Source organism: Streptomyces sp. NBC_01260, assembly GCF_036226405.1.
GTDB lineage: Bacteria > Actinomycetota > Actinomycetes > Streptomycetales > Streptomycetaceae > Streptomyces > Streptomyces laculatispora.
On the sequence record NZ_CP108464.1, the window covers coordinates 4,397,403 to 4,420,617 of the forward strand.

Annotated in this window: 21 protein-coding genes; 17 read left to right on the forward strand and 4 right to left on the reverse strand. The window is 70.6% G+C overall.

Features of this window, described 5'->3' with window-relative positions:
• The first annotated feature begins 262 nt into the window (after nt 1-262).
• The 4 genes from dnaK to OG322_RS19660 all read left to right on the forward strand — a co-directional run bounded on the left by dnaK (nt 263) and on the right by OG322_RS19660 (nt 4,540).
• A complete protein-coding gene (gene dnaK, locus OG322_RS19645; RefSeq protein WP_123460206.1) occupies nt 263-2,110 on the forward strand; it encodes a molecular chaperone DnaK in 1,848 nt (615 codons plus the stop codon).
• Complete coding sequence (grpE, locus tag OG322_RS19650) at nt 2,107-2,766, forward strand: nucleotide exchange factor GrpE (protein ID WP_123460205.1); 660 nt, start codon at nt 2,107-2,109, stop codon at nt 2,764-2,766. Before dnaK ends, grpE begins: the two co-directional genes overlap by 4 nt.
• Before the next feature lie 132 nt (nt 2,767-2,898).
• Entirely contained in the window at nt 2,899-4,092 is a 1,194-nt protein-coding gene (gene dnaJ, locus OG322_RS19655; RefSeq protein ID WP_123460204.1) for a molecular chaperone DnaJ, read from the forward strand.
• A 1-nt stretch (nt 4,093) separates the two neighbouring features.
• Nucleotides 4,094-4,540, forward strand: a complete 447-nt coding sequence (locus tag OG322_RS19660; RefSeq protein ID WP_123460203.1) for a heat shock protein transcriptional repressor HspR — start codon at nt 4,094-4,096, stop codon at nt 4,538-4,540.
• 4 nt (nt 4,541-4,544) lie between these two features.
• Here OG322_RS19660 and OG322_RS19665 read toward each other — a convergent pair whose 3' ends face one another.
• Complete coding sequence (locus OG322_RS19665; RefSeq protein ID WP_123460202.1) at nt 4,545-5,579, reverse strand: helix-turn-helix transcriptional regulator; 1,035 nt, start codon at nt 5,577-5,579, stop codon at nt 4,545-4,547.
• Between the two features lie 184 nt (nt 5,580-5,763).
• Nucleotides 5,764-6,738 carry a helix-turn-helix transcriptional regulator gene (locus OG322_RS19670; RefSeq protein ID WP_123460201.1) on the reverse strand — a complete coding sequence of 325 codons (975 nt, stop codon included), beginning with the start codon at nt 6,736-6,738 and terminating at the stop codon, nt 5,764-5,766.
• 373 nt (nt 6,739-7,111) lie between these two features.
• Here OG322_RS19670 and OG322_RS19675 point away from each other — a divergent pair, with 373 nt between their 5' ends.
• Nucleotides 7,112-7,432, forward strand: coding sequence for a (2Fe-2S)-binding protein (locus OG322_RS19675; RefSeq protein ID WP_123460200.1), 321 nt, complete (start codon nt 7,112-7,114; stop codon nt 7,430-7,432).
• Nucleotides 7,433-7,529: 97 nt separating this feature from the next.
• Here OG322_RS19675 and OG322_RS19680 read toward each other — a convergent pair whose 3' ends face one another.
• Nucleotides 7,530-7,934, reverse strand: coding sequence for a pyridoxamine 5'-phosphate oxidase family protein (locus OG322_RS19680; RefSeq protein ID WP_123460199.1), 405 nt, complete (start codon nt 7,932-7,934; stop codon nt 7,530-7,532).
• Between the two features lie 193 nt (nt 7,935-8,127).
• Between OG322_RS19680 and clpB the strand changes: the two genes are divergently transcribed.
• Together clpB and OG322_RS19690 are read left to right on the forward strand one after the other, a co-directional pair.
• Nucleotides 8,128-10,770 (forward strand): ATP-dependent chaperone ClpB, encoded by a 2,643-nt coding sequence (gene clpB / locus OG322_RS19685; protein WP_124284434.1) that lies wholly within the window; start codon nt 8,128-8,130, stop codon nt 10,768-10,770.
• A gap of 150 nt (nt 10,771-10,920) precedes the next feature.
• Nucleotides 10,921-11,490, forward strand: coding sequence for a YbjN domain-containing protein (locus OG322_RS19690; protein ID WP_123460197.1), 570 nt, complete (start codon nt 10,921-10,923; stop codon nt 11,488-11,490).
• A 70-nt stretch (nt 11,491-11,560) separates the two neighbouring features.
• Here OG322_RS19690 and OG322_RS19695 read toward each other — a convergent pair whose 3' ends face one another.
• Nucleotides 11,561-12,739 (reverse strand): pyridoxal phosphate-dependent aminotransferase, encoded by a 1,179-nt coding sequence (locus OG322_RS19695; protein ID WP_123460196.1) that lies wholly within the window; start codon nt 12,737-12,739, stop codon nt 11,561-11,563.
• A 138-nt stretch (nt 12,740-12,877) separates the two neighbouring features.
• Between OG322_RS19695 and OG322_RS19700 the strand changes: the two genes are divergently transcribed.
• From OG322_RS19700 to OG322_RS19745, 10 genes are all read left to right on the forward strand, one after another.
• The gene (locus OG322_RS19700; RefSeq protein WP_185095320.1) at nt 12,878-13,186 is read left to right on the forward strand and encodes a hypothetical protein; all 309 of its coding nucleotides are present in this window, start codon (nt 12,878-12,880) and stop codon (nt 13,184-13,186) included.
• 362 nt (nt 13,187-13,548) lie between these two features.
• Nucleotides 13,549-14,070: a DUF2617 family protein gene (locus OG322_RS19705; protein ID WP_164494355.1), complete on the forward strand. Its 522-nt coding sequence runs from the start codon at nt 13,549-13,551 to the stop codon at nt 14,068-14,070.
• 84 nt (nt 14,071-14,154) lie between these two features.
• On the forward strand, nt 14,155-15,753 hold the full coding sequence (locus OG322_RS19710; protein WP_123460194.1) for a polyamine aminopropyltransferase: 1,599 nt from the start codon (nt 14,155-14,157) through the stop codon (nt 15,751-15,753).
• Between the two features lie 162 nt (nt 15,754-15,915).
• Nucleotides 15,916-16,893 carry an SRPBCC domain-containing protein gene (locus tag OG322_RS19715; RefSeq protein WP_329306748.1) on the forward strand — a complete coding sequence of 326 codons (978 nt, stop codon included), beginning with the start codon at nt 15,916-15,918 and terminating at the stop codon, nt 16,891-16,893.
• Between the two features lie 21 nt (nt 16,894-16,914).
• Complete coding sequence (locus OG322_RS19720) at nt 16,915-17,709, forward strand: aldose epimerase family protein (protein ID WP_123460193.1); 795 nt, start codon at nt 16,915-16,917, stop codon at nt 17,707-17,709.
• A 110-nt stretch (nt 17,710-17,819) separates the two neighbouring features.
• Nucleotides 17,820-18,359, forward strand: a complete 540-nt coding sequence (pyrE, locus tag OG322_RS19725) for an orotate phosphoribosyltransferase (RefSeq protein ID WP_123460192.1) — start codon at nt 17,820-17,822, stop codon at nt 18,357-18,359.
• A 201-nt stretch (nt 18,360-18,560) separates the two neighbouring features.
• Nucleotides 18,561-19,592 (forward strand): class II fructose-bisphosphate aldolase, encoded by a 1,032-nt coding sequence (fbaA, locus tag OG322_RS19730; protein WP_329306749.1) that lies wholly within the window; start codon nt 18,561-18,563, stop codon nt 19,590-19,592.
• 93 nt (nt 19,593-19,685) lie between these two features.
• Nucleotides 19,686-20,852, forward strand: coding sequence for a MalY/PatB family protein (locus tag OG322_RS19735; protein WP_123460190.1), 1,167 nt, complete (start codon nt 19,686-19,688; stop codon nt 20,850-20,852).
• Between the two features lie 213 nt (nt 20,853-21,065).
• On the forward strand, nt 21,066-22,589 hold the full coding sequence (locus tag OG322_RS19740; RefSeq protein ID WP_123460189.1) for an MFS transporter: 1,524 nt from the start codon (nt 21,066-21,068) through the stop codon (nt 22,587-22,589).
• A 67-nt stretch (nt 22,590-22,656) separates the two neighbouring features.
• Nucleotides 22,657-23,070 carry a DUF3151 domain-containing protein gene (locus OG322_RS19745; protein ID WP_123460188.1) on the forward strand — a complete coding sequence of 138 codons (414 nt, stop codon included), beginning with the start codon at nt 22,657-22,659 and terminating at the stop codon, nt 23,068-23,070.
• The last annotated feature ends 145 nt before the right edge of the window (nt 23,071-23,215 follow it).

The window sequence follows — 23,215 nt, forward strand, 5'->3', positions numbered from 1 at the left end:
ACAGAACGATCCCATGACGCGATGATGGTGAGGGGTGTGTGGCCCCCGGGGCGGGCAGGTGTCGCCCCGGGGCCGACTCGAATCCGTCCCTGTGTGACCCGTATGTGACGTGTGTCCGCCGTCACAAAAGTGCACAATTCGCTGGTGGCGCGGGGTGTGTGCACGATAGTTGAGTCGCCTCGACTCAGGTCTGTTGACTCCGGGAGCGATGTCATGCATCCTTGAGCCAGATCCACTCAAGTAGTCAGTAGGAGGAATTGAAATGGCACGTGCGGTCGGCATCGACCTGGGCACGACTAACTCCGTCGTCAGCGTTCTCGAAGGCGGCGAGCCCACCGTCATCACCAACGCCGAAGGCGCCAGGACCACGCCGTCCGTCGTCGCCTTCGCGAAGAACGGCGAGGTTCTGGTCGGCGAGGTCGCCAAGCGCCAGGCAGTGACGAACGTCGACAGGACCATCCGCTCCGTCAAGCGCCACATGGGCACTGACTGGAAGATCGACCTGGACGGCAAGAGCTTCAACCCGCAGCAGATGAGCGCCTTCATCCTGCAGAAGCTGAAGCGTGACGCCGAGTCGTACCTGGGCGAGAAGGTCGCCGACGCGGTGATCACCGTCCCGGCGTACTTCAACGACTCCGAGCGTCAGGCGACGAAGGAGGCCGGCGAGATCGCGGGCCTGAACGTCCTGCGTATCGTCAACGAGCCGACGGCCGCCGCGCTGGCGTACGGGCTCGACAAGGACGACCAGACGATCCTCGTCTTCGACCTCGGTGGCGGCACCTTCGACGTGTCCCTCCTGGAGATCGGTGACGGCGTCGTCGAGGTGAAGGCCACCAACGGTGACAACAACCTCGGTGGTGACGACTGGGACCAGCGCGTCGTCGACTACCTGGTGAAGCAGTTCGCCAACGGGCACGGCGTGGACCTGTCCAAGGACAAGATGGCTCTCCAGCGTCTCCGCGAGGCCGCGGAGAAGGCGAAGATCGAGCTGTCGTCCTCGACGGAGACCTCGATCAACCTGCCGTACATCACGGCGTCGGCCGAGGGCCCGCTGCACCTGGACGAGAAGCTCACGCGCTCGCAGTTCCAGCAGCTCACCGCGGACCTCCTGGACCGCTGCAAGAACCCGTTCCACAACGTCATCAAGGACGCGGGCATCCAGCTCTCCGAGATCGACCACGTCGTTCTCGTCGGTGGCTCGACCCGTATGCCGGCCGTCGCCGAGCTCGTCAAGGAGCTCACGGGCGGCCAGGACGCCAACAAGGGTGTGAACCCGGACGAGGTCGTCGCCATCGGCGCCTCGCTCCAGGCCGGTGTCCTCAAGGGCGAGGTCAAGGATGTCCTGCTGCTCGACGTCACCCCGCTGTCTCTCGGTATCGAGACCAAGGGCGGCATCATGACGAAGCTCATCGAGCGCAACACCACGATCCCGACCAAGCGCTCCGAGATCTTCACGACGGCCGAGGACAACCAGCCGTCCGTGCAGATCCAGGTCTACCAGGGCGAGCGCGAGATCGCGGCGTACAACAAGAAGCTCGGAATGTTCGAGCTGACCGGTCTGCCGCCGGCCCCGCGTGGCGTGCCGCAGATCGAGGTCGCGTTCGACATCGACGCCAACGGCATCATGCACGTCGCTGCCAAGGACCTCGGCACCGGCAAGGAGCAGAAGATGACCGTCACCGGTGGCTCCTCGCTGCCGAAGGACGAGGTCAACCGGATGCGCGAAGAGGCCGAGCAGTACGCGGACGAGGACCACCGCCGTCGCGAGGCCGCCGAGTCGCGCAACCAGGGCGAGCAGCTCGTCTACCAGACGGAGAAGTTCCTCAAGGACAACGAGGACAAGGTCCCCGGCGACGTGAAGACGGAGGTGGAGACCGCGCTCACCGAGCTGAAGGAGAAGCTCAAGGGCGAGGACACCGCCGAGATCCGTACCGCCACCGAGAAGGTCGCGGCCGTCTCCCAGAAGCTGGGCCAGGCGATGTACGCCAACGCCCAGGCCGAGGGCGGCCCGCAGCCGGGTACCGAGCAGGCCCAGGGCGACGCTCAGGACGATGTCGTCGACGCCGAGATCGTCGACGACGAGAAGGACACCAAGGGCGGTGCGGCGTGACCGAGGAGACTCCGGGCTTCGAGGAGAAGCCCGACGTCCCCTCCGGCGCCACCTCTGAAGACGCCGGGACGGAGGCCGCCACCCCCTCTTCGGAGGAGGCGGCGGCCCCCGCCGGGGACGCGAACCAGACAGCCGGTCTGACGGCACAGCTGGACCAGGTCCGTACCGCGCTCGCCGAGCGCACGGCCGACCTCCAGCGGCTCCAGGCCGAATACCAGAACTACCGCCGCCGCGTGGAGCGGGACCGGGTCACGGTCAAGGAGATCGCAGTCGCGGGTCTCCTGTCCGAGCTCCTGCCCGTGCTCGACGACGTCGGCCGGGCCCGGGAGCACGGCGAGCTCCTCGGCGGGTTCAAGTCGGTGGCCGAATCGCTGGAGACGGTCGTCGCCAAGCTCGGCCTGCAGCAGTTCGGCAAGGAGGGCGAGCCCTTCGACCCGACGATTCACGAGGCCCTGATGCACTCGTACGCGCCGGACGTCACCGAGACGACCTGCGTGGCGATCCTGCAGCCTGGGTACCGGATCGGCGAGCGCACCATCCGTCCCGCACGGGTGGCCGTGGCCGAACCCCAGCCGGGGGCGACGCCCGCGACCGCGAAGGACGCGAAAGAAGAGCAGGCAGCCGACGAGGAGAGCGGTGGCGGCGAGGAGGTCTGACATTCCGTCCGACCACTTGGCGGCACACCGCCCGGTCATCAGGGCCTTTGGTTTGGATCAGGCCGGACTCCATGAGCCCGGCAGGATTCAGGCGGAAGGCCCTGGGCCGGTCGTCCGGAAGGAGGGACGTCGATGAGTACGAAGGACTTCGTCGAGAAGGACTACTACAAGGTTCTCGGCGTCCCGAAGGACGCCACGGACGCCGAGATCAAGAAGGCGTACCGGAAGCTCGCCCGCGAGTTCCACCCGGACGCCAACAAGGGTGACAACAAGGCGGAGGAGCGCTTCAAGGAGATCTCCGAGGCCAACGACATCCTCGGTGACACCAAGAAGCGCAAGGAGTACGACGAGGCTCGCGCCCTCTTCGGCAACGGCGGCTTCCGCCCCGGACCCGGCAGCGGTGGCGGCAACTTCAACTTCGACCTGGGGGACCTCTTCGGAGGCGCCCCGAGCGGCGGCCAGGGCGGCGGAGCCGGCGGCTTCGGCGGCGGTGGCGGCGGTCTGGGCGATGTGTTCGGCGGCCTCTTCAACCGGGGCGGCGGTACCGGCACCCGGGTGCAGCCGCGCCGCGGCCAGGACATCGAGTCCGAGGTGACGCTCAGCTTCACCGAGGCGGTCGACGGGGCCACGGTCCCGCTGCGGATGTCCAGCCAGGCGCCCTGCAAGGCGTGCTCCGGCACCGGCGACAAGAACGGCACCCCCAGGGTCTGCCCGACCTGTGTCGGCACCGGCCAGGTCTCGCGCGGCACCGGCGGCGGGTTCTCGCTCACCGATCCCTGCGTGGACTGCAAGGGCCGGGGCCTCATCGCCCAGGACCCCTGTGACGTCTGCAAGGGCAGCGGCCGGGCGAAGTCGTCCCGCACCATGCAGGTCAGGATTCCGGCGGGCGTCTCCGACGGCCAGCGGATCCGGCTGCGCGGCAAGGGCAGTCCGGGCGAGCGCGGCGGACCGGCCGGCGACCTCTACGTCGTCGTCCACGTCGACGCCCACCCGGTCTTCGGCCGCAAGGGCGACAACCTCACGGTCACCGTGCCCGTCACCTTCACGGAGGCGGCGCTCGGCGGCGAGGTGAGGGTCCCCACGCTCGGCGGACCGCCGGTCACCCTGAAGCTTCCGCCCGGCACTCCCAACGGGCGCACCATGCGCGCCCGCGGCAAGGGCGCGGTGCGCAAGGACGGCAGCCGCGGCGACCTGCTGGTCACCGTGGAGGTGGTGGTCCCCAAGGACCTGGGCACGGACGCCCGGGACGCCCTGGAGGCCTATCGCAAGGCGACCGCGGACCAGGACCCGCGGGCGGAGCTGTTCCAGGCAGCGAAGGGAGCTTGAGATGGACGGCCGCCGACGTAATCCGTACGAACTGACCGAAGAATCCCCGGTGTACGTGATCTCGATCGCGGCCCAGCTCTCGGGACTGCATCCCCAGACGCTGCGCCAGTACGACCGCCTCGGCCTGGTCTCGCCCGACCGCACGGCCGGGCGCGGCAGGCGCTACTCGGCCCGCGACATCGAGCTGCTGCGCACCGTGCAGCAGCTGTCGCAGGACGAGGGCATCAACCTCGCCGGCATCAAGCGCATCATCGAGCTGGAGAACCAGGTCGCTGCGCTCCAGCAGCGCGTCGCCGAGCTCTCGACGGCCGTGGACGGGGCGGCGGCGGCGTTGCAGCAGCGCGAGGCGCAGGTGCACGCCTCGTACCGGCGCGATCTGGTGCCGTACCAGGATGTGCAGCACACCAGCGCACTGGTGGTCTGGCGGCCCAAGCGGCCCAGGGAGTAATACCTCAGCACTCACCGAGGCCCGTCGTCCCGCTCGCGCGGGGCGGCGGGCCTTCGTGCCGTCCCGGTCGGGGCGCGGCGAGGCCGGACTCGACGAGCAGGGCGCCGAGGTGGGTGCGGCTGGTGGCGTCGAGGGTCTGCATGAGCTTGGAGATGTGGGCGCGGCAGGTACGGACGCTGATGCCGAGCTTGCGGGCCACCACCTGGTCGACATGCCCCTCGACGAGCAGCCGGGCGATGCTGAGCTGGACCGCGGTCACGGAGCTGTCCGCCGGGGCGGCCGGCAGGGGCTCGGTGAGCGGGGTGGCCTGCGCCCACATGACCTCGTACACCTGGGTCAGATAGTGGACCAGGGCGGGGTGACGGATTTCGAGGGCCACGTCGCGTTCGGCATTGGCCGGGATGAAGGCCACGGTGCGGTCGAAGATGAACAGCCGCTCGACCGTCTGCTCGGTGGTGCGGACCTGGATGTGGCCCGCGGGTATGTCGCCCAGATACGCCTTCAGCGTCGGGCTGTAGCGGGTCGGGTGCTGGTAGATGTGGCGGAGCGTCGCTCCTTGTCCGACGGCGGACAGGGCGCGCGCCAGCGCCTCCTTGAGCTGTTCCGCCGGGCGGCTGCTGCCCGGCTGCAACGTCAGGATCTCGTCCCGTGCGCCGTTCAGGGCGTTCTGGATGGTCGCGTTGATCAGCGGCATGCCTTCGAGCACGGTGATGGCCAGATTGGGATCCGTACTGGCGACGGAGGCCAGCGGCGCCAGGGAGTCGGCGAGGGCCGCGGTGAGCCTGATGCGCTCGTGGATCTCCCGGATGACGGGTTGCAGCAGATGGGCCAGGGCGGCGGACGGCGGCACGGGACGTATCCAGGCGTCGTCCTGCGGGTCGGGATGGACCAGCGTCAACTCGGTGAGACAGGGGGCCGGTTCGAGGGCGCTCCGGGGGATCCGTCCCGCGCTCAGTGCCTCGGTGTAGACGCGGATCGCCGCGTCGCACAGCTGGCGGTCGCCGTGCGGGTGCGCCGTTGTGTCCTCATCCCTGCCCATTCGTGCCCCCCCACTTTTGGCAGTGCAGCAAGATGACGGTGGTGGCAGCGTAGTCCGCGGGCCACTGTGGGTCTTGTCGGGGGAGCCGGGAACTCCCCCGGCTGATCGGGGGCGTGGCCATGTCTCTCCCCCTTGCATGGCCATGCTTCCGGCCCGGGGGTGGGGACCGTTCGGTGCCGCCCGGTCAGGAGTCCTGATCGAGGATTCCTGACTGGGCTATCAGGTAGCCGAGTTGTGCACGGCTGGTGCTTCCCAGTACGGCGGACAGCTTGGCGACATGGGCTCGGCAGGTACGGACGTTCATGCCGAGCCGCCGGGCTATCGCTTCGTCGACGTGCCCCTCGATCAGCAGCGTGGCGATGGCGCGCTGGACGCCTGTGATGCCGTCGCGGGCCGGGTCGTACGGGGCTGCTTCGTCCAGCGGGACAGCTCTGCGCCAGAGTTGTTCGAAGACCTTCGTCAGGTAGGCGACCAGTCCGGGGTGCCGCAGTTCCAGGGCGATGGGCTGGTCGTCCTGGACCGGGATGAAGGCGACGGTGTCGTCGCAGATGATGAGGCGCTCGATGAGCTCTTCGAGCGTCCGGATCTCCATCCGGGCGCCGGCCATGAGGTCGACGTAGGCGAACGTGCGCTGGCTGTGCCTGACCGTGTGCTGGTACAGGGTACGGACGCTGATGCCGGAATCTATGAGAGGTTTGCTGCGGGTGAGGGCCTCGCTGAGGACCTCTTCGCTGCGTTTGCCTCCGGGCTGGACGGTCAGTACTTCCGTCCGGCTCTCGGCGATGGCCAGGTCGAGCGCCCCGTTGATCCGGTCGATGCCTTCCAGCACCGTGATCGCGTGCGTGGGCGCGGGGCTCTGGGCGCTGATGGCCAGGAATGGTTCGAAGGCGTCAGCCAGCTCCAGCGAAGTCCGCCTGCGATCCTGGATCTCGCGTTCCAGCGGGTGAAGGCGCTGCGCCAGGGCGGCGGAAGGCGGAACCGGGCGGAGCCATGAGGCGTCGTCCGGGTCGGGCAGCAGGAGACCGAATTTGACGAGGCAGGGCGCGGGCCTGACCTCGGCGCGGGCGAGGCGGCCCACGCTGAGCGCGGCCGCATACAGCCTGGCCCCCTCGGTGCACAGGTTCGTGACCGCATGAGTATGTGTCGGTTTCGTGTCCATTATAGGTAAAACTCCACCCCCCAGGGTCCTGAACATTCAGGAACATGATGCATCGCTCCTGTGGCTTTGACGCGTCCGAATGAGCCATCGTCTCTTGAAGAGCGGGGGAGAGGATCCATCAAGTGAGGACGAAGCCGACTATGTACAAGAGAATGCTTCGCTCAGTGCTTGGCACTGCGTTTGCGGCTGCTGCACTGCTGCTCGTGGCGCATGGCTCTACTCCGGACGTTGGATGGGGCAATGCGCGGACAAGCGCTGCCGTCGCCCTTTACCAGGGCGATGTCGGTTGGGGCAATGTACAGCCGGCTGCCGCCGGTGGCCTTCACCAGGACGACGTCGGCTGGGGCAATTCGGTGGGGAACAGGGCGGAGTTGTGACCACCCCGCCCGACGACCGGACCTTCCGGCGCGAGATGGCAACCGCCTACCGCTCAGGGTGGCATTTCATCGACCTCGTCACGGCACTCCCCCACCGTGGTGACTCGTTGATGGTCACTCTGTTCGGTGACCCGGTCGTCGTCGCCCGTGAGGACGACGGGGAAGTCCGCGCCTACCGGTGCCTCCGCAAGCCGCGTGGAGCACCGCAGCCCGTGCGCTGCGCTGTTCGGTACGACATGATTTTTGTGAACCTCGCACAGCGTGACCACCAGCTGTTCGAACCTGAAGCCATCGCCGCCACCCCCCGCAGTGCCTGAGCGATCCCCCGTCGTTCCACGTCGCTCAGACACTCCCCCACACAACGGCGTCACCGTGACCTGAACACGGTGGCGCCGTTGTGCTGTCCGTTTCCGGTCAGCCTCGGCCGAGCGCCCGGTCCAGGGTGATCTCGATGGCGACCCGGTCCGGGTTGGGCTTCGGCGCGCGGCCGTAGCGGGCCGTCTTGCGGCGTACCGCGTCCTCGACCCTGTCCTGCTCCGTGCGCACCCTGGCGACGCCCTCCAGGGTCGCCCAGCGGCGCCCTTCCATCTGGCAGACCGCGACCCGTGCGCCGTCCGGGCCCGCGGCCAGGATGTTGGCGACCTTGCGGCTGTTCCTGCCGGTGATGATGCGGGCGAGGCCGGCCTCGGGGTCGTACGTCACGCACACCGGGACCACGTGCGGGGTGCCGTCGGGGCGGAGTGTCGTGAGGGTGCACAGATGGGGCTCGCGCCAGAAGGCGAGGTACTCGGGCCCGGGATCGCGTACGTCAACTGCCATGGGGTCAGGGTAGGCAGCCCCGCGCCGCTCTGCGGTGGCGGGCGGGCGGACCGGCCGGTTCACTCGGACATGAGGGGCGGAACGGTGTGGGAGCAGGCTGTTTTTGCCTTGAGTGGAATAGACTCAACTTTATGCACGTTCAGCGTGTCAGAAGTGAGTACGGGCCAGTCGTAGCAAGGAGGGCAGAGCGCACGTGGACGCCGAGCTGACCAACAGGAGCCGGGACGCCATCAACGCGGCCACCAACAGGGCCGTGAAGGACGGGCACCCCGATCTGACCCCCGGGCATCTGCTGCTTGCGCTGCTCGCGGGCGAGGACAACGAGAACATCATCGATCTGCTCGCCGCCGTCGAGGCGGACCAGATCGCCGTTCGCACCGAGACGGAACGGCTGCTGGCCGCGCAGCCCAGCGTGACCGGGTCGACCGTCGCACCGCCGCAGCCCAACCGCGAGCTGCTCGCCGTCATCTCCGACGCGGCACAGCGGGCGAAGGAGCTCGGCGACGACTACATCTCCACCGAGCACCTGCTGATCGGGGTCGCGGCCGAGGGCGGCCGCGCCGGTGAGATCCTCGACGGGCAGGGGGCCAGTGCGAAGAAGCTGCTGGACGCGTTCGAGAAGAGCAGGGGAGGGCGCCGGGTGACCACACCCGACCCGGAGGGCCAGTACAAGGCCCTGGAGAAATTCGGTACGGACTTCACCGCGGCCGCCCGCGAGGGCAAGCTCGACCCGGTCATCGGCCGTGACCAGGAGATCCGTCGCGTCGTCCAGGTGCTCTCGCGCCGCACCAAGAACAACCCCGTGCTCATCGGCGAGCCCGGCGTCGGCAAGACGGCCGTCGTCGAGGGGCTCGCCCAGCGCATCGTCAAGGGCGACGTACCCGAGTCCCTGAAGAACAAGCGGCTCGTCTCGCTGGACCTCGGCGCGATGGTCGCGGGCGCGAAGTACCGCGGCGAGTTCGAGGAGCGGCTGAAGACCGTCCTCTCCGAGATCAAGGAGAGCGGCGGCCAGATCATCACGTTCATCGACGAGCTCCACACCGTCGTCGGCGCCGGAGCCGGCGGCGACTCCGCCATGGACGCGGGCAACATGCTCAAGCCCATGCTGGCCCGCGGCGAGCTGCGGATGGTCGGTGCCACCACGCTCGACGAGTACCGCGAGCGGATCGAGAAGGACCCCGCCCTGGAGCGCCGCTTCCAGCAGGTGCTGGTGGCGGAGCCGTCCGTCGAGGACACCATCGCGATCCTGCGCGGGCTCAAGGGCCGCTACGAGGCCCACCACAAGGTGCAGATCGCGGACTCCTCGCTGGTCGCCGCCGCGGCCCTGTCGGACCGCTACATCACCTCCCGCTTCCTTCCCGACAAGGCCATCGACCTCGTCGACGAGGCGGCCTCCCGGCTGCGCATGGAGATCGATTCCTCGCCCGTCGAGATCGACGAACTCCAGCGCGCCGTCGACCGGTTGCACATGGAGGAGCTGGCCCTCAAGAACGAGTCCGACGCCGCCTCCAAGCAGCGGCTGGAGAAGCTGCGCCGCGACCTCGCCGACAAGGAGGAGGAGCTGCGCGTTCTCAACGCCCGCTGGGAGAAGGAGAAGCAGGGTCTCAACCGGGTCGGCGAGCTGAAGGAGCGCCTCGACGAATTGCGCGGACAGGCCGAACGGGCCCAGCGCGACGGCGACTTCGACACCGCCTCCAAGCTGCTGTACGGGGAGATCCCCGAGCTGGAGCGGGAGCTGGCCGAGGCCGAGGAGGCCGAGCAGGTAGTAGCGAAGGAGCCCGAGGAGACGCTGGTCAAGAAGAAGGTCGGCCCGGACGACATCGCCGATGTCGTCGGCGCCTGGACCGGAATCCCGGCCGGACGGCTGCTGGAGGGCGAGACCCAGAAGCTGCTGCGCATGGAGGAGGAGCTGGGCAGGCGCCTCATCGGGCAGACCGAGGCCGTACAGGCCGTCTCGGACGCCGTGCGGCGCACCCGGGCCGGAATCGCCGACCCGGACCGGCCCACCGGATCGTTCCTCTTCCTCGGCCCGACCGGCGTCGGCAAGACCGAACTGGCGAAGGCCCTCGCGGACTTCCTCTTCGACGACGAGCGGGCCATGGTCCGCATCGACATGAGCGAGTACAGCGAGAAGCACAGCGTGGCCCGGCTGGTCGGCGCCCCGCCCGGCTACGTCGGCTACGAGGAGGGCGGCCAGCTCACCGAGGCGGTCCGCCGCCGCCCGTACAGCGTCGTCCTGCTGGACGAGGTCGAGAAGGCCCACCCCGAGGTCTTCGACATCCTGCTCCAGGTCCTGGACGACGGGCGGCTCACCGACGGACAGGGCCGGACGGTGGACTTCCGCAACACCATCCTGATCCTGACCTCCAACCTCGGCAGCCAGTACCTGGTCGACCCCCTGACCAAGCCCGAGGAGAAGAAGAAGCAGGTCATGGACGTCGTGCGGGCGTCCTTCAAGCCGGAGTTCCTCAACCGGCTGGACGACCTGGTGGTCTTCTCCGCGCTGTCCGGCGACGAGCTCGCCCATATCGCGGGGCTCCAGATCGACCGCCTCGCCAAGCGGCTGGCCGACCGCCGCCTCACCCTCGACGTCACCCCGGCCGCCCTGGCCTGGCTGGCCGAGAAGGGCAACGACCCGGCGTACGGCGCCCGGCCGCTGCGCCGGCTCATCCAGACGGCGATCGGCGACCGGCTCGCGAAGGAGATCCTCTCCGGCGAGATCACGGACGGCGACACGGTCCGGGTGGACCGGGACGGTGACGGCCTGGTCGTCGGCGCGGCTCGTCACGGGAGTGCGCCCCCCGTGAGCCCCGAAAAGGGAGTGCACGCCCCCTGACCGGAGCGCGCACGGCACAACCGGAGCACACAGCGGCCCCGGTCCCCACCGGCTGGATATCAGCTTGTGGCGGATCGGGGCCGTTCCCGCTTGCCATGCCCCGCCCGGCATGGGAGAGGATGGCAGCCAACCGCACGAAGGGAAATTACGGTGAGCATCGATCCGTCCTCGATTCCTAACTTCGGGGGCCAGCCCGAACCGCAGGCCGCAGGACCGGAGGGCCCCGTCGTTCCTGACCAGGACCTCGTCAAGCAGCTCCTGGAGCAGATGGAGCTGAAGTACGTCATCGACGACGAGGGCGACCTCGCAGCGCCGTGGGAAGACTTCCGCACGTACTTCATGTTCCGTGGCGAGGGCGAGCAGCAGGTCTTCTCGGTCCGTACGTTCTACGACCGCCCGCACGACACGGACCAGCGCCCGGTCCTGCTCGACGCGATCGACGACTGGAACCGCCGCACCCTGTGGCCCAAGGTCTACACGCACACGCACGAGCCCGAGGAGGGCGCCGAGGACACCGGCACCTCGGTCCGGCTGATCGGTGAGGCGCAGATGCTCATCGGCACCGGCGTCAGCCTGGAGCACTTCGTCTCCTCGACGGTCAGCTGGGTGCGGGCCTCGATCGAGTTCGACAAGTGGCTGCTGGAGCGCCTCGGCCTGGCACCGGCCGAGGACGGCGCGGAGCCGGCCGACGGCACCGAGCAGTCCGCTCCGGAGGCCTGAGCCACAGCGCGCGGCGACAGCCCGGCGCGGCGAGCGGGTCCCATCGGACCGCTCCCCGCGCCGGGCTTTCTCACAGGCCCTTCAGCCGGGAGACCGCCTCCGCCAGCACTTCCGTCCGCTTGCAGAACGCGAAGCGGACGAAGGGCGCGCCCTGCTCCCGGTGGTCGTAGAAGACCGCGTTCGGCACGGCCACCACCCCGCACCGCTCCGGCAGCGACCGGCAGAACGCGAAGCCGTCGCCGCTGCTGTCCAGCGGGCGGATGTCGGTGGTGACGAAGTACGTGCCGGCCGGGCGGTAGACCTCGAAACCGGCCTCGGCGAGCCCGCCGCTCAACAGGTCCCGCTTGGCCCGCAGATCCGCGCGCAGCGTGTCGAAGTAGCTGTCGGGCAGCCGCAGCGCCTCGGCGACCGCGTACTGGAACGGGCCGGCGGAGACGTACGTCAGGAACTGCTTCGCGGAGCGGACCGCCGTCACCAGCTCGGGGCTCGCGGTGATCCAGCCGACCTTCCAGCCGGTGAACGAAAATGTCTTGCCGGCCGAACTGATGGTGACCGTGCGCTCGCGCATACCGGGGAACGAGGCGAGCGGCAGGTGCTCGCCCTCGAAGACGAGGTGCTCGTAGACCTCGTCGGTGACGACGAGAAGATCGCGCTCGCACGCCAGGGCGGCGATCGCGGCGAGTTCCTCGCGGGTCAGAACGGTGCCGGTGGGGTTGTGCGGGGTGTTGAGCAGCAGCAGCCGGGTGCGGGGGGTGACGGCGGCGCGCAGCTCGTCGAGGTCCAGCCGGTAGCTGCCGGCCGAGGGCTCGGGATGCAGGGTGACGGGGACGCGGGTGGCGCCCGCCATGGCGATGCAGGCGGCGTACGAGTCGTAGTACGGCTCCAGCGCGATGACCTCGTCGCCGGGCTCCAGCAGGGCCAGCATCGAGGCCGCGACCGCCTCGGTGGCGCCCGCGGTGACCAGGACCTCGGTGTCCGGGTCGTACGTCAGGGCGTAGCGCCGCAGCTGGTGTTCGGTGATCGCGGTGCGCAGCTCGGGGACCCCGGGCCCCGGCGGGTACTGGTTGCCGTGCCCGGCGCGCAGGGCCCGGACCGCGGCCTCGCGGACCTCCTCCGGGCCGTCGGTGTCCGGGAACCCCTGGCCGAGGTTGATGGCGCCGGTGCGGACGGCCAGCGCGGACATCTCCGCGAAGATCGTCGTGCCGAACTCGGCGAGGCGGCGGTTGAGCAGCGGTCGTCCCTGTGTCATGACCGCCATCCTGCGCGGAAGCTCTGGAGTTGCTCAAGTCTGCTTTCGCCGAACGGGGGCGGGGGCATCCCCCTCCTGCACGTAGGAACCGGTGAGAAGCGGGGGACTCGCTTCGGGGGACGGAAGGACGTGAGGTCCGTGAAGGTGGTCATCATCGCGGTGCTCGTGGTCGTGGCGTTGTTGGTTCTCGTTTCGGCGAGGGCGGGCGCCGGCAGCAGCGGCAAGCGGCCGGTCGGGAGCAAGCGCCGGCGCGGTGCGGCCGGTGGCGGTGCGGCGGGCGGCAGCTGGTGGGCGGGGGGCGGCGGCGGCTCGTCGTGCGGCAGCGGCAGCGGTCACTCGGGCGGTCACTCGGGCGGCCACTCGGGCGGCCACTCCTGTGGCGGTGGCCATTCGTGCGGCGGGGGTTCGTCGTGCGGCGGCGGGGGCGGATGCGGCGGAGGCAGCTGACACGGGGCAGCTGGTCCGCGACCGGGCGGGTGTACGACGGCCCGGTGCCGGCGGAGGTGTCCGGCGGGACGTGGGACGGGGCTTCGAACCCGCTCCAAGTCCCGCCGGACACCTTTTTGTTGGGCCTTTCGGCGAGTCGCCGGTGAACAGGTGAACCGGAAGGCCCCCGAGGGGATGGAAACCACGCCAAGTTGGGGAAAAACACTGCGAGTGAGGCTTAGTTCGTGATTCCCTCGGTGGAGAGAACATTCAGCCCTCGGACCCCAGTTGGACCTGATCGGGCGCTTTCCACCTCCCACGTGCACCACGTCGGGGGCGTCCCCCCTGTCCATGTGTCCATGTGTGTTTTGCGGAGCCGACCCATGCTCACGACCCTCCATACGGCCTATTCCGACACCCGTGCCGCCGATCTGGCCTGGGCGCTGGGGCGTGAACCGCTCCCGGCGCTCGCCGTGCTCGACCTCCATCTCGACGGCGCCCAACTCCAGTTGCGCCTGCTCGGCGCCTCCCATCAGGTCCTCCTGGAGGAGGACCGCGGCAGCTGTTCCGAAACCGTCGCCTGTATGCCGGGCAGCAGCACACCGCTGCCCCTCGGTGTGTCCAAGCGGCTCGGGGACTGGGAGTACGAGTTCGCGGCCCGCGTGGAGACGCTCGGCGCGGGCTCGTTCGCGGGGCGCGCGCAGGAGCTCCTGGCGCTCGTCGCCGACCATCCCCACGGCCTGGCCGGGACGTTCCCGGGCAGTCCGCACGCCTTCACCGCCATGCTCGCCCAGCGGACCGAGGGGCAGGTGCGGTGGCGTACCTGGCACGCGTACCCGCAGGAGGGACAGCTGGTGGTGACGCGCACCCGAGTGGGTGTGCGGTTACCGGCCGCCGTGCTGTGACGGGGGCCAACTCCGTTGCGGTTGAGTCACTTACATCCTTGTGGGTGACAAGCGGCGACGTTCCAGTGACGTAGCGTTCGCGGCATGATCGACCAGCAGGTGTCGCTGCGAGGGGGCGCGGCGCGGCTTCCCGTACGACCGCGGACCGGCCGGTACCTCGTGCTGGCCGCGGTCTTCGTCTGCGCCGCGTGCGGTCTGGTGTACGAGCTCGAACTGGTCGCGCTCGCCTCCTATCTGATCGGTGACTCCGTCACCCAGGCGTCCGTCGTGCTCTCCGTGATGGTGTTCGCCATGGGGATCGGCTCTCTGCTCGCGAAACGTTTATGCAGTCGGGCCGCGGTCGGCTTCGGTCTGATCGAGGCCGCCCTCGCGCTGGTCGGCGGCTCCTCCGCGCTGGTGCTCTACGCGACGTTCGCCTGGATCGGGGAGTCGCGGTACGCGCTGGTCGGCTTCTCGCTGGCGATCGGGGTCCTGATCGGTGCGGAGATCCCGCTGCTGATGACGCTGATCCAGCGCGTCGACCGGCAGGACGCGGGCGGGGCCGTCGCCGATCTGTTCGCCGCGGACTACGTGGGGGCGCTGGTCGGCGGGCTGGCGTTCCCGTTCCTGCTGCTGCCGATGCTCGGACAGCTCACCGGGGCGCTGTTCACCGGTGCGGTCAACGCGGCGGCGGGCGGGGCGCTGGTGCTGTGGGTGTTCCGCCGGGATCTCACCTGCCGGTCCCGGTGGCTGCTCATCGCCGTCAATGTGGCGGTGATCGCCCTGCTGGCCACGGCCGCGGTGCTGGCCGACGACTTCGAGCGGGCGGCGAGGCGCGCGGTGTACGGGGACCGGGTGCGGGTCGCGATGCAGACCGACGTCCAGGAGGTGGTGCTGACCGGGGCGGGCCGCAGCTCCCTGGACCTCTATCTGGACGGGCGGCTGTGGGTCAGCTCGCGCGACGAGTACCGGTACCACGAGGCGCTGGTGCACCCGGTGATGAACGGGCCGCACGCGCGGGTGCTGATCCTGGGCGGCGGCGACGGTCTGGCGGCCCGCGAGGTGCTGCGCTACCCCGGCGTGCGGAGCGTCACGCTGGTGGAGCTGGACCCGGCCGTCACCCGGTTGGCCCGTACGGACCAGGCGCTCTCCGCGCTGAACGCGCACGCGTACCGGGACCCGCGGCTGACGGCCGTGACCGGGGACGCGTTCACCTGGTTGCGGGCGGCGCACGGCCGCTACGACGCGGTGATCTCGGACCTGCCGGATCCGGGGGTCTCGGCCAGCACGAAGCTCTACTCGGCGGAGTTCTACGGTCTGGTCGCCGAGGCCCTCGCGCCCGGCGGCCGGCTGGTGGTGCACGGGGGGCCGCCGCTCGGCCGGCCGCACACGTACTGGACGGTCGAGGCGTCGATGAGGGCGGCGGGACTGCACACCCGCCCCTACCGGATCAGTGGCCGGCACGCCGGTTTCGAGGCGGGCCCGGACCGTGCGGCCGGCCGGGCCACGCAGGTGCACGGCTGGGGGTTCGTGCTGGCCGGACTCGGCCGGACCCCGGCGCTCGCGCTGGACCCGGAGGCGCCGGAGCTGAGGTCCCTGTCGCAACCGGTGCTCCGGGAGGCGGGGCGGCGGGCGGAGTCCGGCCGGCTGCCGGGGCTGGCGCCCTCGACCCTGGTGCACCCGAGGTACTGGGACGAGCCGTGAGCGCTTGCCCCGACTGGGGAGCGAGTGGGAAGCGAGTGCCGTGAGCCGTACGGGCGGGACCGGCACGGGGAGCCGTGGGCCGTACGGGACGGGGCGGTGGCGGTGGCTCCGGAGGGGCGGAAGCGGTGACGTGATGCCCGGGGCTGAGTAGGCTCGGTTTCCATGGAGCATGAGGTGTTCGTTCCGGTTCCGGTCCCTGTCCTTCGGCGGACGCTGGGCGATCCTGCCCGGGTCGCGCGCTGTGTGCCGGGGCTCCAGCAGGACGCCGACGCGTCCGCGGGCCCGCTGGCGGGCCGGCTCAAGGTACGGGTCGGCGGCCACACCATCACCTACCGGGGCGCGCTGCGGCTCACCGCGCTGACGGGCGTCGCGGAGGGGGACACCGCGTACGGCGTCTCCGTGACGGGCGAGGGGGCGGAGGCGCGCGGCACCGGCTCGGCGAAGCTGGCCCTGACCGTCCGCCTGACGGAACGGGACGGCGGTACGGCGATCGGGTTCGAGGGCACGGTGGGCGGCGACGGCCGCCTGGTGGAGCTGGACTCGACGGCGGCGCTCACCGCGGCCCACCGCCTGCTGGACCGGTTCGTACAGCAGCTGGTGACGGAGGCGCTCGCCGCGCACGAGGGGACCCAGGACCCCGTGGACGGCGCGGGGGACGACGGGGCCGACGTGGACGACGCCGCGGGGTCCGCGTCCGTGGCCGGTTCCGAGGAGCGGTCCGTCGGGGACGCGGTGGAGAAGGCCATCGAGGAGGCCGCGGAGGAGGCGGACGGCACCGGTGCCGAGGAGGCCCCGACCACGCATGACGCCGCCGCCGACGAGGCGCCGGCCGGGGAGCAGCCGCCGGAGAGGGCCTCGGTCTTCGACACCCCGGTGCCGCCGCCTTCACTGGACCCGGTGTCCGGGATCGAGTTCACCGTCCCGGACGGGCCTCCGGCCGAGGCCGCACATGCCCGGCGCACCATGATCGGGCGCAGCGCCGAAGAGGTCGACCACGCCCCGCCGCGCGGCCGGTACGCCCCCGTGCCGTCGCCCGACTCGACCGGTGCGGGCGCCACGCTCCGCTGGGTGGCCCCGGCGGCCGCCCTCGCCATCGCCTCCGCCGTGGTGGTGGGCCGGGCGCTGCGGCGCCGGAGGTAGCCGCGCCAGTAGTGTCGTCGTGTGAGCAGCAGCGAGAAGGACGTCCGGCTGTCCGTCGGCGACGCAGAGTTGACCGTGAACCCCGCCAACGGTTGCCGTGTCAGCAGCCTGCGGATCGGTGGTACCGAACTGTTGCGGCAGGGGGAGCGGTACGGCTGCTTCCCGATGGTGCCGTGGTGCGGGCGGATGGAGAACGGGCAGTTCCGCAACGGCGGTGTCCTGCACCGGATGCCGCTGACCGCCCCGCCGCACGCCATTCACGGCACGGGCCGTGACACGGCCTGGCAGATCGCCCGGGAGACCGGGACGGAGGCCTCGTTCTACTACGACCTGGCCGCCCCCTGGCCGTACCCGGGCCGGGTGACGCAGACCGTCGAACTGGCCGAGGACTCGGTCACGTTGGCGTTCGGTATCGAGACGTACGGGGACTCCTTCCCGGCGCAGGCCGGCTGGCACCCCTGGTTCCGGCGCAGCCTCGGCGGCGAGGACGTGCGGATCGGCTTCGACGCGGCCTGGCAGGAGGAGCGGGGCGAGGACCATCTGCCGACCGGCCGCCGGATTCCGCCTCTGGACGGACCGTGGGACGACGCCTTCGGGATGCCCGACGGCGTCGATGTGACCCTCACCTGGCCGGAGCAGCTGGAGCTGACCGTGAAGAGCCGGACCGAGTGGGTCGTGGTCTACGACGAGCAGGCCGAGGCGGTCTGTGTGGAGCCGCAGTCGGGTCCGCCGAACGGACTGAACACCGCTCCCCGCTACGTCACCCCGATCGAACCCCTGGAGATCGCGACGACCTGGAGCTGGCGCAGGCTCTGAGCGGCTGCCGCCCGGTCCGAGGCCGCCGACGGCCTCCGAGCCGGTGGAGGTGCGCGTACGGGCCGCCGCCGCGCGAACGGGCCGGTGCCGGGCGCCTTATCCTCGTAGCCATGACAGACGTACGCGCTGAGCTGCTGCAGCAGATCAAGGACAAGGCCGTTGTACACGGCAAGGTGACGCTCTCCTCCGGCCTGGAGGCCGACTGGTACATCGACCTGCGCCGCATCACGCTGGACGGCAAGGCTGCTCCGATGGTCGGTCAGGTCATGCTCGACGCGACCGCGGAGCTGGACTTCGACTGCGTGGGCGGGCTGACGCTGGGTGCCGACCCGGTCGCCACCTCGATGCTGCACGCCTCCGCCGCTCGCGGTCAGGAGCTGGATGCGTTCGTCGTCCGCAAGGCGCAGAAGGCCCACGGGATGCAGCGCCGGATCGAGGGCGCCGAGGTCAAGGGCCGTCGCTGCCTGGTCGTCGAGGACACCTCGACGACGGGTGGCTCGCCGCTGACCGCTGTCGAGGCGGTGCGTGAGGCGGGTGGCGAGGTCGTCGCCGTCGCCGTGATCGTGGAGCGGGGCGCGGCTCCGGCCATCGCCGAGGCGGGGCTCCCGTATGTCCATGTGTACTCGGTCGCGGACCTTGACTTGTCCTGACCTGCGGTTTCTTTTGAGGGCGGCCGGTTTCACGTGAAACCGGCCGCCCTTGTCGTATGTCCGCAACCGGTGGCCCCGAACGATGGGGGAGTGCGCCGGGTGGAGCCGAACCCAGAGTCTGGGAAGATGGGGGCGACGATGACGTCGCCCCCAGGTCAGGGAACCAGCAACGCACACCCGCACATCCCAAGGAGCGGACAGATGCCCATCGCAACCCCCGAGGTCTACGCCGAGATGCTCGACCGGGCGAAGGCAGGCAAGTTCGCCTACCCGGCCATCAACGTGACCTCGACCCAGACCCTGCACGCTGCGCTGCGCGGTTTCGCGGAGGCCGAGAGCGACGGCATCATCCAGATGTCCACCGGTGGGGCGGAGTTCCTGGGCGGCCAGTACAACAAGGACATGGTCACGGGCGCTGTCGCCCTGGCCGAGTTCGCGCACATCGTCGCCGCCAAGTACGACATCACGGTCGCGCTGCACACCGACCACTGCCCCAAGGACAAGCTGGACACGTATGTGCGTCCGCTGATCGAGGTCTCCGCGGAGCGCGTCGCCAAGGGTCAGAACCCGCTGTTCCAGTCCCACATGTGGGACGGTTCGGCCGAGACGCTGGCCGACAACCTCTCCATCGGCCAGGAGCTGCTGGCCAAGGCCGCCGCCGCCAAGATCATCCTTGAGGTCGAGATCACCCCGACCGGCGGTGAGGAGGACGGCGTCACGCACGAGATCAACGACGAGCTGTACACGACCGTCGACGACGCGCTGCGTACCGCCGAGGCGCTCGGGCTGGGCGAGAAGGGCCGCTACCTGCTGGCCGCGTCCTTCGGCAACGTGCACGGCGTCTACAAGCCGGGCAACGTCGTGCTGCGCCCCGAGCTCCTGAAGGACCTCCAGGTGGGTGTCGCCGCCAAGTACGGCAAGCCGGCCGGCAGCCAGCCGTTCGACTTCGTCTTCCACGGCGGCTCCGGCTCCACCGCCGAGGAGATCTCCACCGCGCTGGAGAACGGCGTCGTGAAGATGAACCTCGACACCGACACCCAGTACGCCTTCACCCGCCCGATCGTGGACCACATGTTCCGCAACTACGACGGCGTGCTGAAGGTCGACGGCGAGGTCGGCAACAAGAAGGTCTACGACCCGCGCAGCTGGGGCAAGTCCGCCGAGGCGGGCATGGCCAAGCGCGTCACGGAGGCCTGCGCCAACCTGCGGTCCACCGGCACCAAGCTGAAGTAGTCCCGTACGGATGTGTGCGTGGGCCCGGTATCCCTTGGGGTGCCGGGCCCACGGCATGTCCGTACCCGGCAGGAACGATCCGAGGGAACAGCTGTGAGCACGTCCTACGACTTCGACACCGTCATCGACCGCCGCGGCACCTGGTGCGTCCAGTGGGACGGGGTCGCGGACCGGTTCGGGGTGGACGGGCTGCTGCCGTTCACCATCTCGGACATGGACTTCGAGACGGCCCCCGAGGTGCTGGCCGCCCTGCGGTCCCGTCTCGACCACGGCGTGTTCGGCTACACCGACTGGCAGCAGGACGACTTCACGTCGGCGATCGCCCACTGGTACGCGACGCGGTACGGCACCACGATCGACACCGGCCGGCTGGTGTACGCGCCCTCTGTGCTGAGCCAGCTCTCGCAGCTGCTCCAGATGTGGACGGCGGAGGGGGACGGCGTCGTCGTTCACACCCCCACCTACGACGGTTTCCGCAAGGCGGTCACCGGGCTCGGGCGGGAGCTGCGGGGGGTGCCGCTGGGGGACGCGGCCGCGCTGGAGCGGGAGCTCGCACGTGAGGACAGCAAGGTCCTCCTGCTCTGCTCGCCGCACAATCCGACGGGGCGGGTGTGGACGGAGGCGGAGCTGGCGGAGCTGGCCCTGCTCGCCGCGCGGCACGGGGTCGCGGTGATCAGCGACGAGATCCACGCGGACTTCGTGCACGGCGGACGTCGGCACGTGCCGTGGCCGCGGGTGGCGGGCGACGGGCGCTGGGCGGTCATCACCTCGGCGTCGAAGTCCTTCAACTTCCCGGCACTGACGGGTTCGTACGGGATCATCGGACGGCCCGCCGACCGGACGGAGTTCCTGCGCCGGATGCAGACCGCGGAGGGGCTCGCCTCACCGGCGGTGCTCTCGCTGACCGCGCACATCGCCGCGTACCGGGAGGGCGGGGCGTGGCTGGACGCGGTCCGCACGTATGTCACCGGGAACCTGGCCCTGGTCGGGGAACGCCTGAACGCGGCCTTCCCCGAGCTGGGGTGGGAACCGCCGCAGGCCGGCTACCTGGCCTGGATCGACCTGCGGAAGGCGGGCGTCGAGGACGACGAGGCGCTCCAGCGGGTGCTGATCGAGCGGGAGCGGGTCGCGGTGATGCCGGGGAGCGTGTACGGGGCCGAGGGCTTCGTGCGGCTGAACGTGGGGTGCGCGCGGAGCAAGGTGGAGACGGGGCTGGCGGCGTTGATCCGGGGCGTGGAGGCGGTACGGGTGGCCGCGTAGCGGGGGTGCTGGGGTGCGGGGCATGGGCCGTTTCGGGGGCGCTGCCCCCGGACCCCCGCTCCTCAATCGCCGGAGGGGCTTGAGTTGGCCGGCTGAGGGGCCTGAGCTGCGTGGCTGAGGTGGATTGCGCGAGGGGCTTGAGTTGGCCGGAGGGGCTTGAGTTGTTCCGTTCCCCCGGTGGCCCCGGGGGCGGTCGGCGTTGATGCTGGGGGCATGGAGAAGAGTGAGGCGGACGGGCCCGGGATTCGTGTCGCCTCCGCCGCCGGGCACTGGGTCGTCCTGACGACCGTGCTCGGGTCGAGCATGGCCATGCTCGACTCCACCGTCATCAACGTCGCCCTGCCCCGTATCGGCGAGGACCTCGGCACCGACCTGGCCGCACTCCAGTGGACCGTCAACGCCTACATGCTGACGCTCGCCGGGCTGATCCTGCTCGGTGGGGCGCTCGGTGACCGGTACGGGCGGCGGAGGGTCTTCGTCATCGGGGTCGTGTGGTTCGCCCTCGCCTCGCTGCTCTGCGGCATCGCGCCCAACGCCTTCGTGCTCATCGCCGCCCGCGCCCTCCAGGGCGTCGGCGGGGCGCTCCTCACCCCCGGGTCACTGGCCCTGATCCAGGCGAGCTTCCATCCGGACGACCGGGCCCGCGCGGTGGGGCTGTGGTCCGGGTTCGGCGGGGTCGGGGCCGCCGTCGGGCCGTTCGTGGGCGGCTGGCTCGTCGACGGGCCCGGCTGGCGGTGGGTGTTCCTGCTCAACCTGCCGCTCGCCGCCGTCTGCGCGCCCATCGCCCTGCGTCACGTGCCGGAGTCCCGGAACCCTTACGCGCACGGCCGCTTCGACGTGCTCGGGGCGGCGCTCGGCGCGCTCGCCCTCGCGCTGGTGACGTACGCGCTGATCGAGGCGCCGGGGCTGGGCGCCTCCCCGGCCGTGATCGGGGCGGCGGTCGGCGGGGTGCTGCTCGGCGTCGCGTTCGTCCAGGTCGAGCGGCGGCGGACGTACCCCATGCTGCCGCCGTCGGTGTTCGCCTCCCGGCAGTTCACCACCGTCAACATCGTCACCCTCTGCGTGTACGCGGCGCTCGGCGGCTACTTCTTCCTCTCCGCGATCCAGCTCCAGGTCGTCGCGGGGTACTCGGCGCTCGGCGCCGGCACCGCGCTGCTGCCGACGACCGTCCTGATGCTGCTGTTCTCGGCCAGGTCGGGCGAGCTCGGCCAGCGCATCGGCCCCCGCATCCCGCTCACCGTGGGCCCGCTGATCGCCGCCACCGGAATGCTGCTGATGCTGCGGGTGGGGCCGGGTTCGAACACCGTCACCGGGTACCTGACCGACGTGCTGCCGGCCGTCGCCGTCCTCGGCGTCGGACTGGTCACCGTGGTGGCCCCGCTCACCGCGACCGTCCTGGCCTCCGTGGACACCGGCCGGGCCGGCCTCGCCAGCGGGATCAACAACGCCGCGGCCCGTGCCGCCGGGCTGATCGCGGTGGCCGCGCTGCCGCTGCTCGCCGGGATGGGGCCGGAGGCCTACCGCAACGCCGGGGAGTTCGCCGCGACCTTCCGGCGCGCCATGCCGATGTGCGCCGGGCTGCTGGTCCTTGGCGCGCTGATCGCCTGGTCGACCGTGCGCACGCCCCCCACGGCCGTACGGGACACCGCCCGTCCCGAGTGCGCGGTGCACTGCGGCGTTGCCGCCCCGCCGCTGGAGCCGGCCCCGGAAGCGGCACGCCAGGCGGACGACCCGTGAACGTCCCGGGCGGGCATTGTGCGCCCTTGGTGCCCCGGCGGCGCCGGTGCCAGGCACACTTGGACCCATGTCGATCCACGAGAACCTGCTCGGGGGCCCTGCCCCGACCCACCTGCCCGACGACCCGGGACCGCGCGAGCTGCTCGCGGCGGACGTCGCGCCCGCCGAAGTCGCCGCGAAGTACCCGACCTCCTCGCTGGCCTGGGCGCAGCTTGCCGACGAGGCGTTCGAGGGCGGCCGGGTCATCGAGTCGTACGCATACGCCCGCACCGGCTACCACCGCGGCCTGGACGCACTGCGCCGGGCCGGCTGGAAGGGCCACGGCCCGGTGCCGTTCGAGCACGAGCCGAACCGCGGCTTCCTGCGCGCCCTGCACGCCCTCGCGCGCGCCGCGCAGTCGATCGGTGAGCAGGAGGAGTACGAGCGCTGCTCGTCGTTCCTCCGCGACTCCTCACCGACCGCCGCCGAGACGCTCGGCTAGCACTTTCCGGGGCCCGTCGGGCCCCTGCCGCGCAGACCCCGCAGACGTACCACTGCCTGCGGGGTCTGCGCGTCCCCGGGACAGGCGTTTAGGATGCGAGCAGGGGACCGGAGCTCCACCACCTCACGGAAGGGGCGGACCGCTA

Bases quoted from the DNA above. Each gene is read 5' to 3' on its own strand.
- pyrE (WP_123460192.1), top strand. From the start codon at position 17,820: ATGACAGACGTACGCGCTGAGCTGCTGCAGCAGATCAAGGACAAGGCC.
- fbaA (WP_329306749.1), top strand. From the start codon at position 18,561: ATGCCCATCGCAACCCCCGAGGTCTACGCCGAGATGCTCGACCGGGCG.
- OG322_RS19710 (WP_123460194.1), top strand. From the start codon at position 14,155: ATGATCGACCAGCAGGTGTCGCTGCGAGGGGGCGCGGCGCGGCTTCCC.
- OG322_RS19660 (WP_123460203.1), top strand. From the start codon at position 4,094: ATGGACGGCCGCCGACGTAATCCGTACGAACTGACCGAAGAATCCCCG.
- dnaK (WP_123460206.1), top strand. From the start codon at position 263: ATGGCACGTGCGGTCGGCATCGACCTGGGCACGACTAACTCCGTCGTC.
- OG322_RS19670 (WP_123460201.1), bottom strand. From the start codon at position 6,738: ATGGACACGAAACCGACACATACTCATGCGGTCACGAACCTGTGCACC.
- OG322_RS19740 (WP_123460189.1), top strand. From the start codon at position 21,066: ATGGAGAAGAGTGAGGCGGACGGGCCCGGGATTCGTGTCGCCTCCGCC.
- OG322_RS19715 (WP_329306748.1), top strand. From the start codon at position 15,916: ATGGAGCATGAGGTGTTCGTTCCGGTTCCGGTCCCTGTCCTTCGGCGG.
- OG322_RS19705 (WP_164494355.1), top strand. From the start codon at position 13,549: ATGCTCACGACCCTCCATACGGCCTATTCCGACACCCGTGCCGCCGAT.
- OG322_RS19695 (WP_123460196.1), bottom strand. From the start codon at position 12,739: ATGACACAGGGACGACCGCTGCTCAACCGCCGCCTCGCCGAGTTCGGC.
- dnaJ (WP_123460204.1), top strand. From the start codon at position 2,899: ATGAGTACGAAGGACTTCGTCGAGAAGGACTACTACAAGGTTCTCGGC.
- OG322_RS19680 (WP_123460199.1), bottom strand. From the start codon at position 7,934: ATGGCAGTTGACGTACGCGATCCCGGGCCCGAGTACCTCGCCTTCTGG.
- OG322_RS19665 (WP_123460202.1), bottom strand. From the start codon at position 5,579: ATGGGCAGGGATGAGGACACAACGGCGCACCCGCACGGCGACCGCCAG.
- OG322_RS19745 (WP_123460188.1), top strand. From the start codon at position 22,657: ATGTCGATCCACGAGAACCTGCTCGGGGGCCCTGCCCCGACCCACCTG.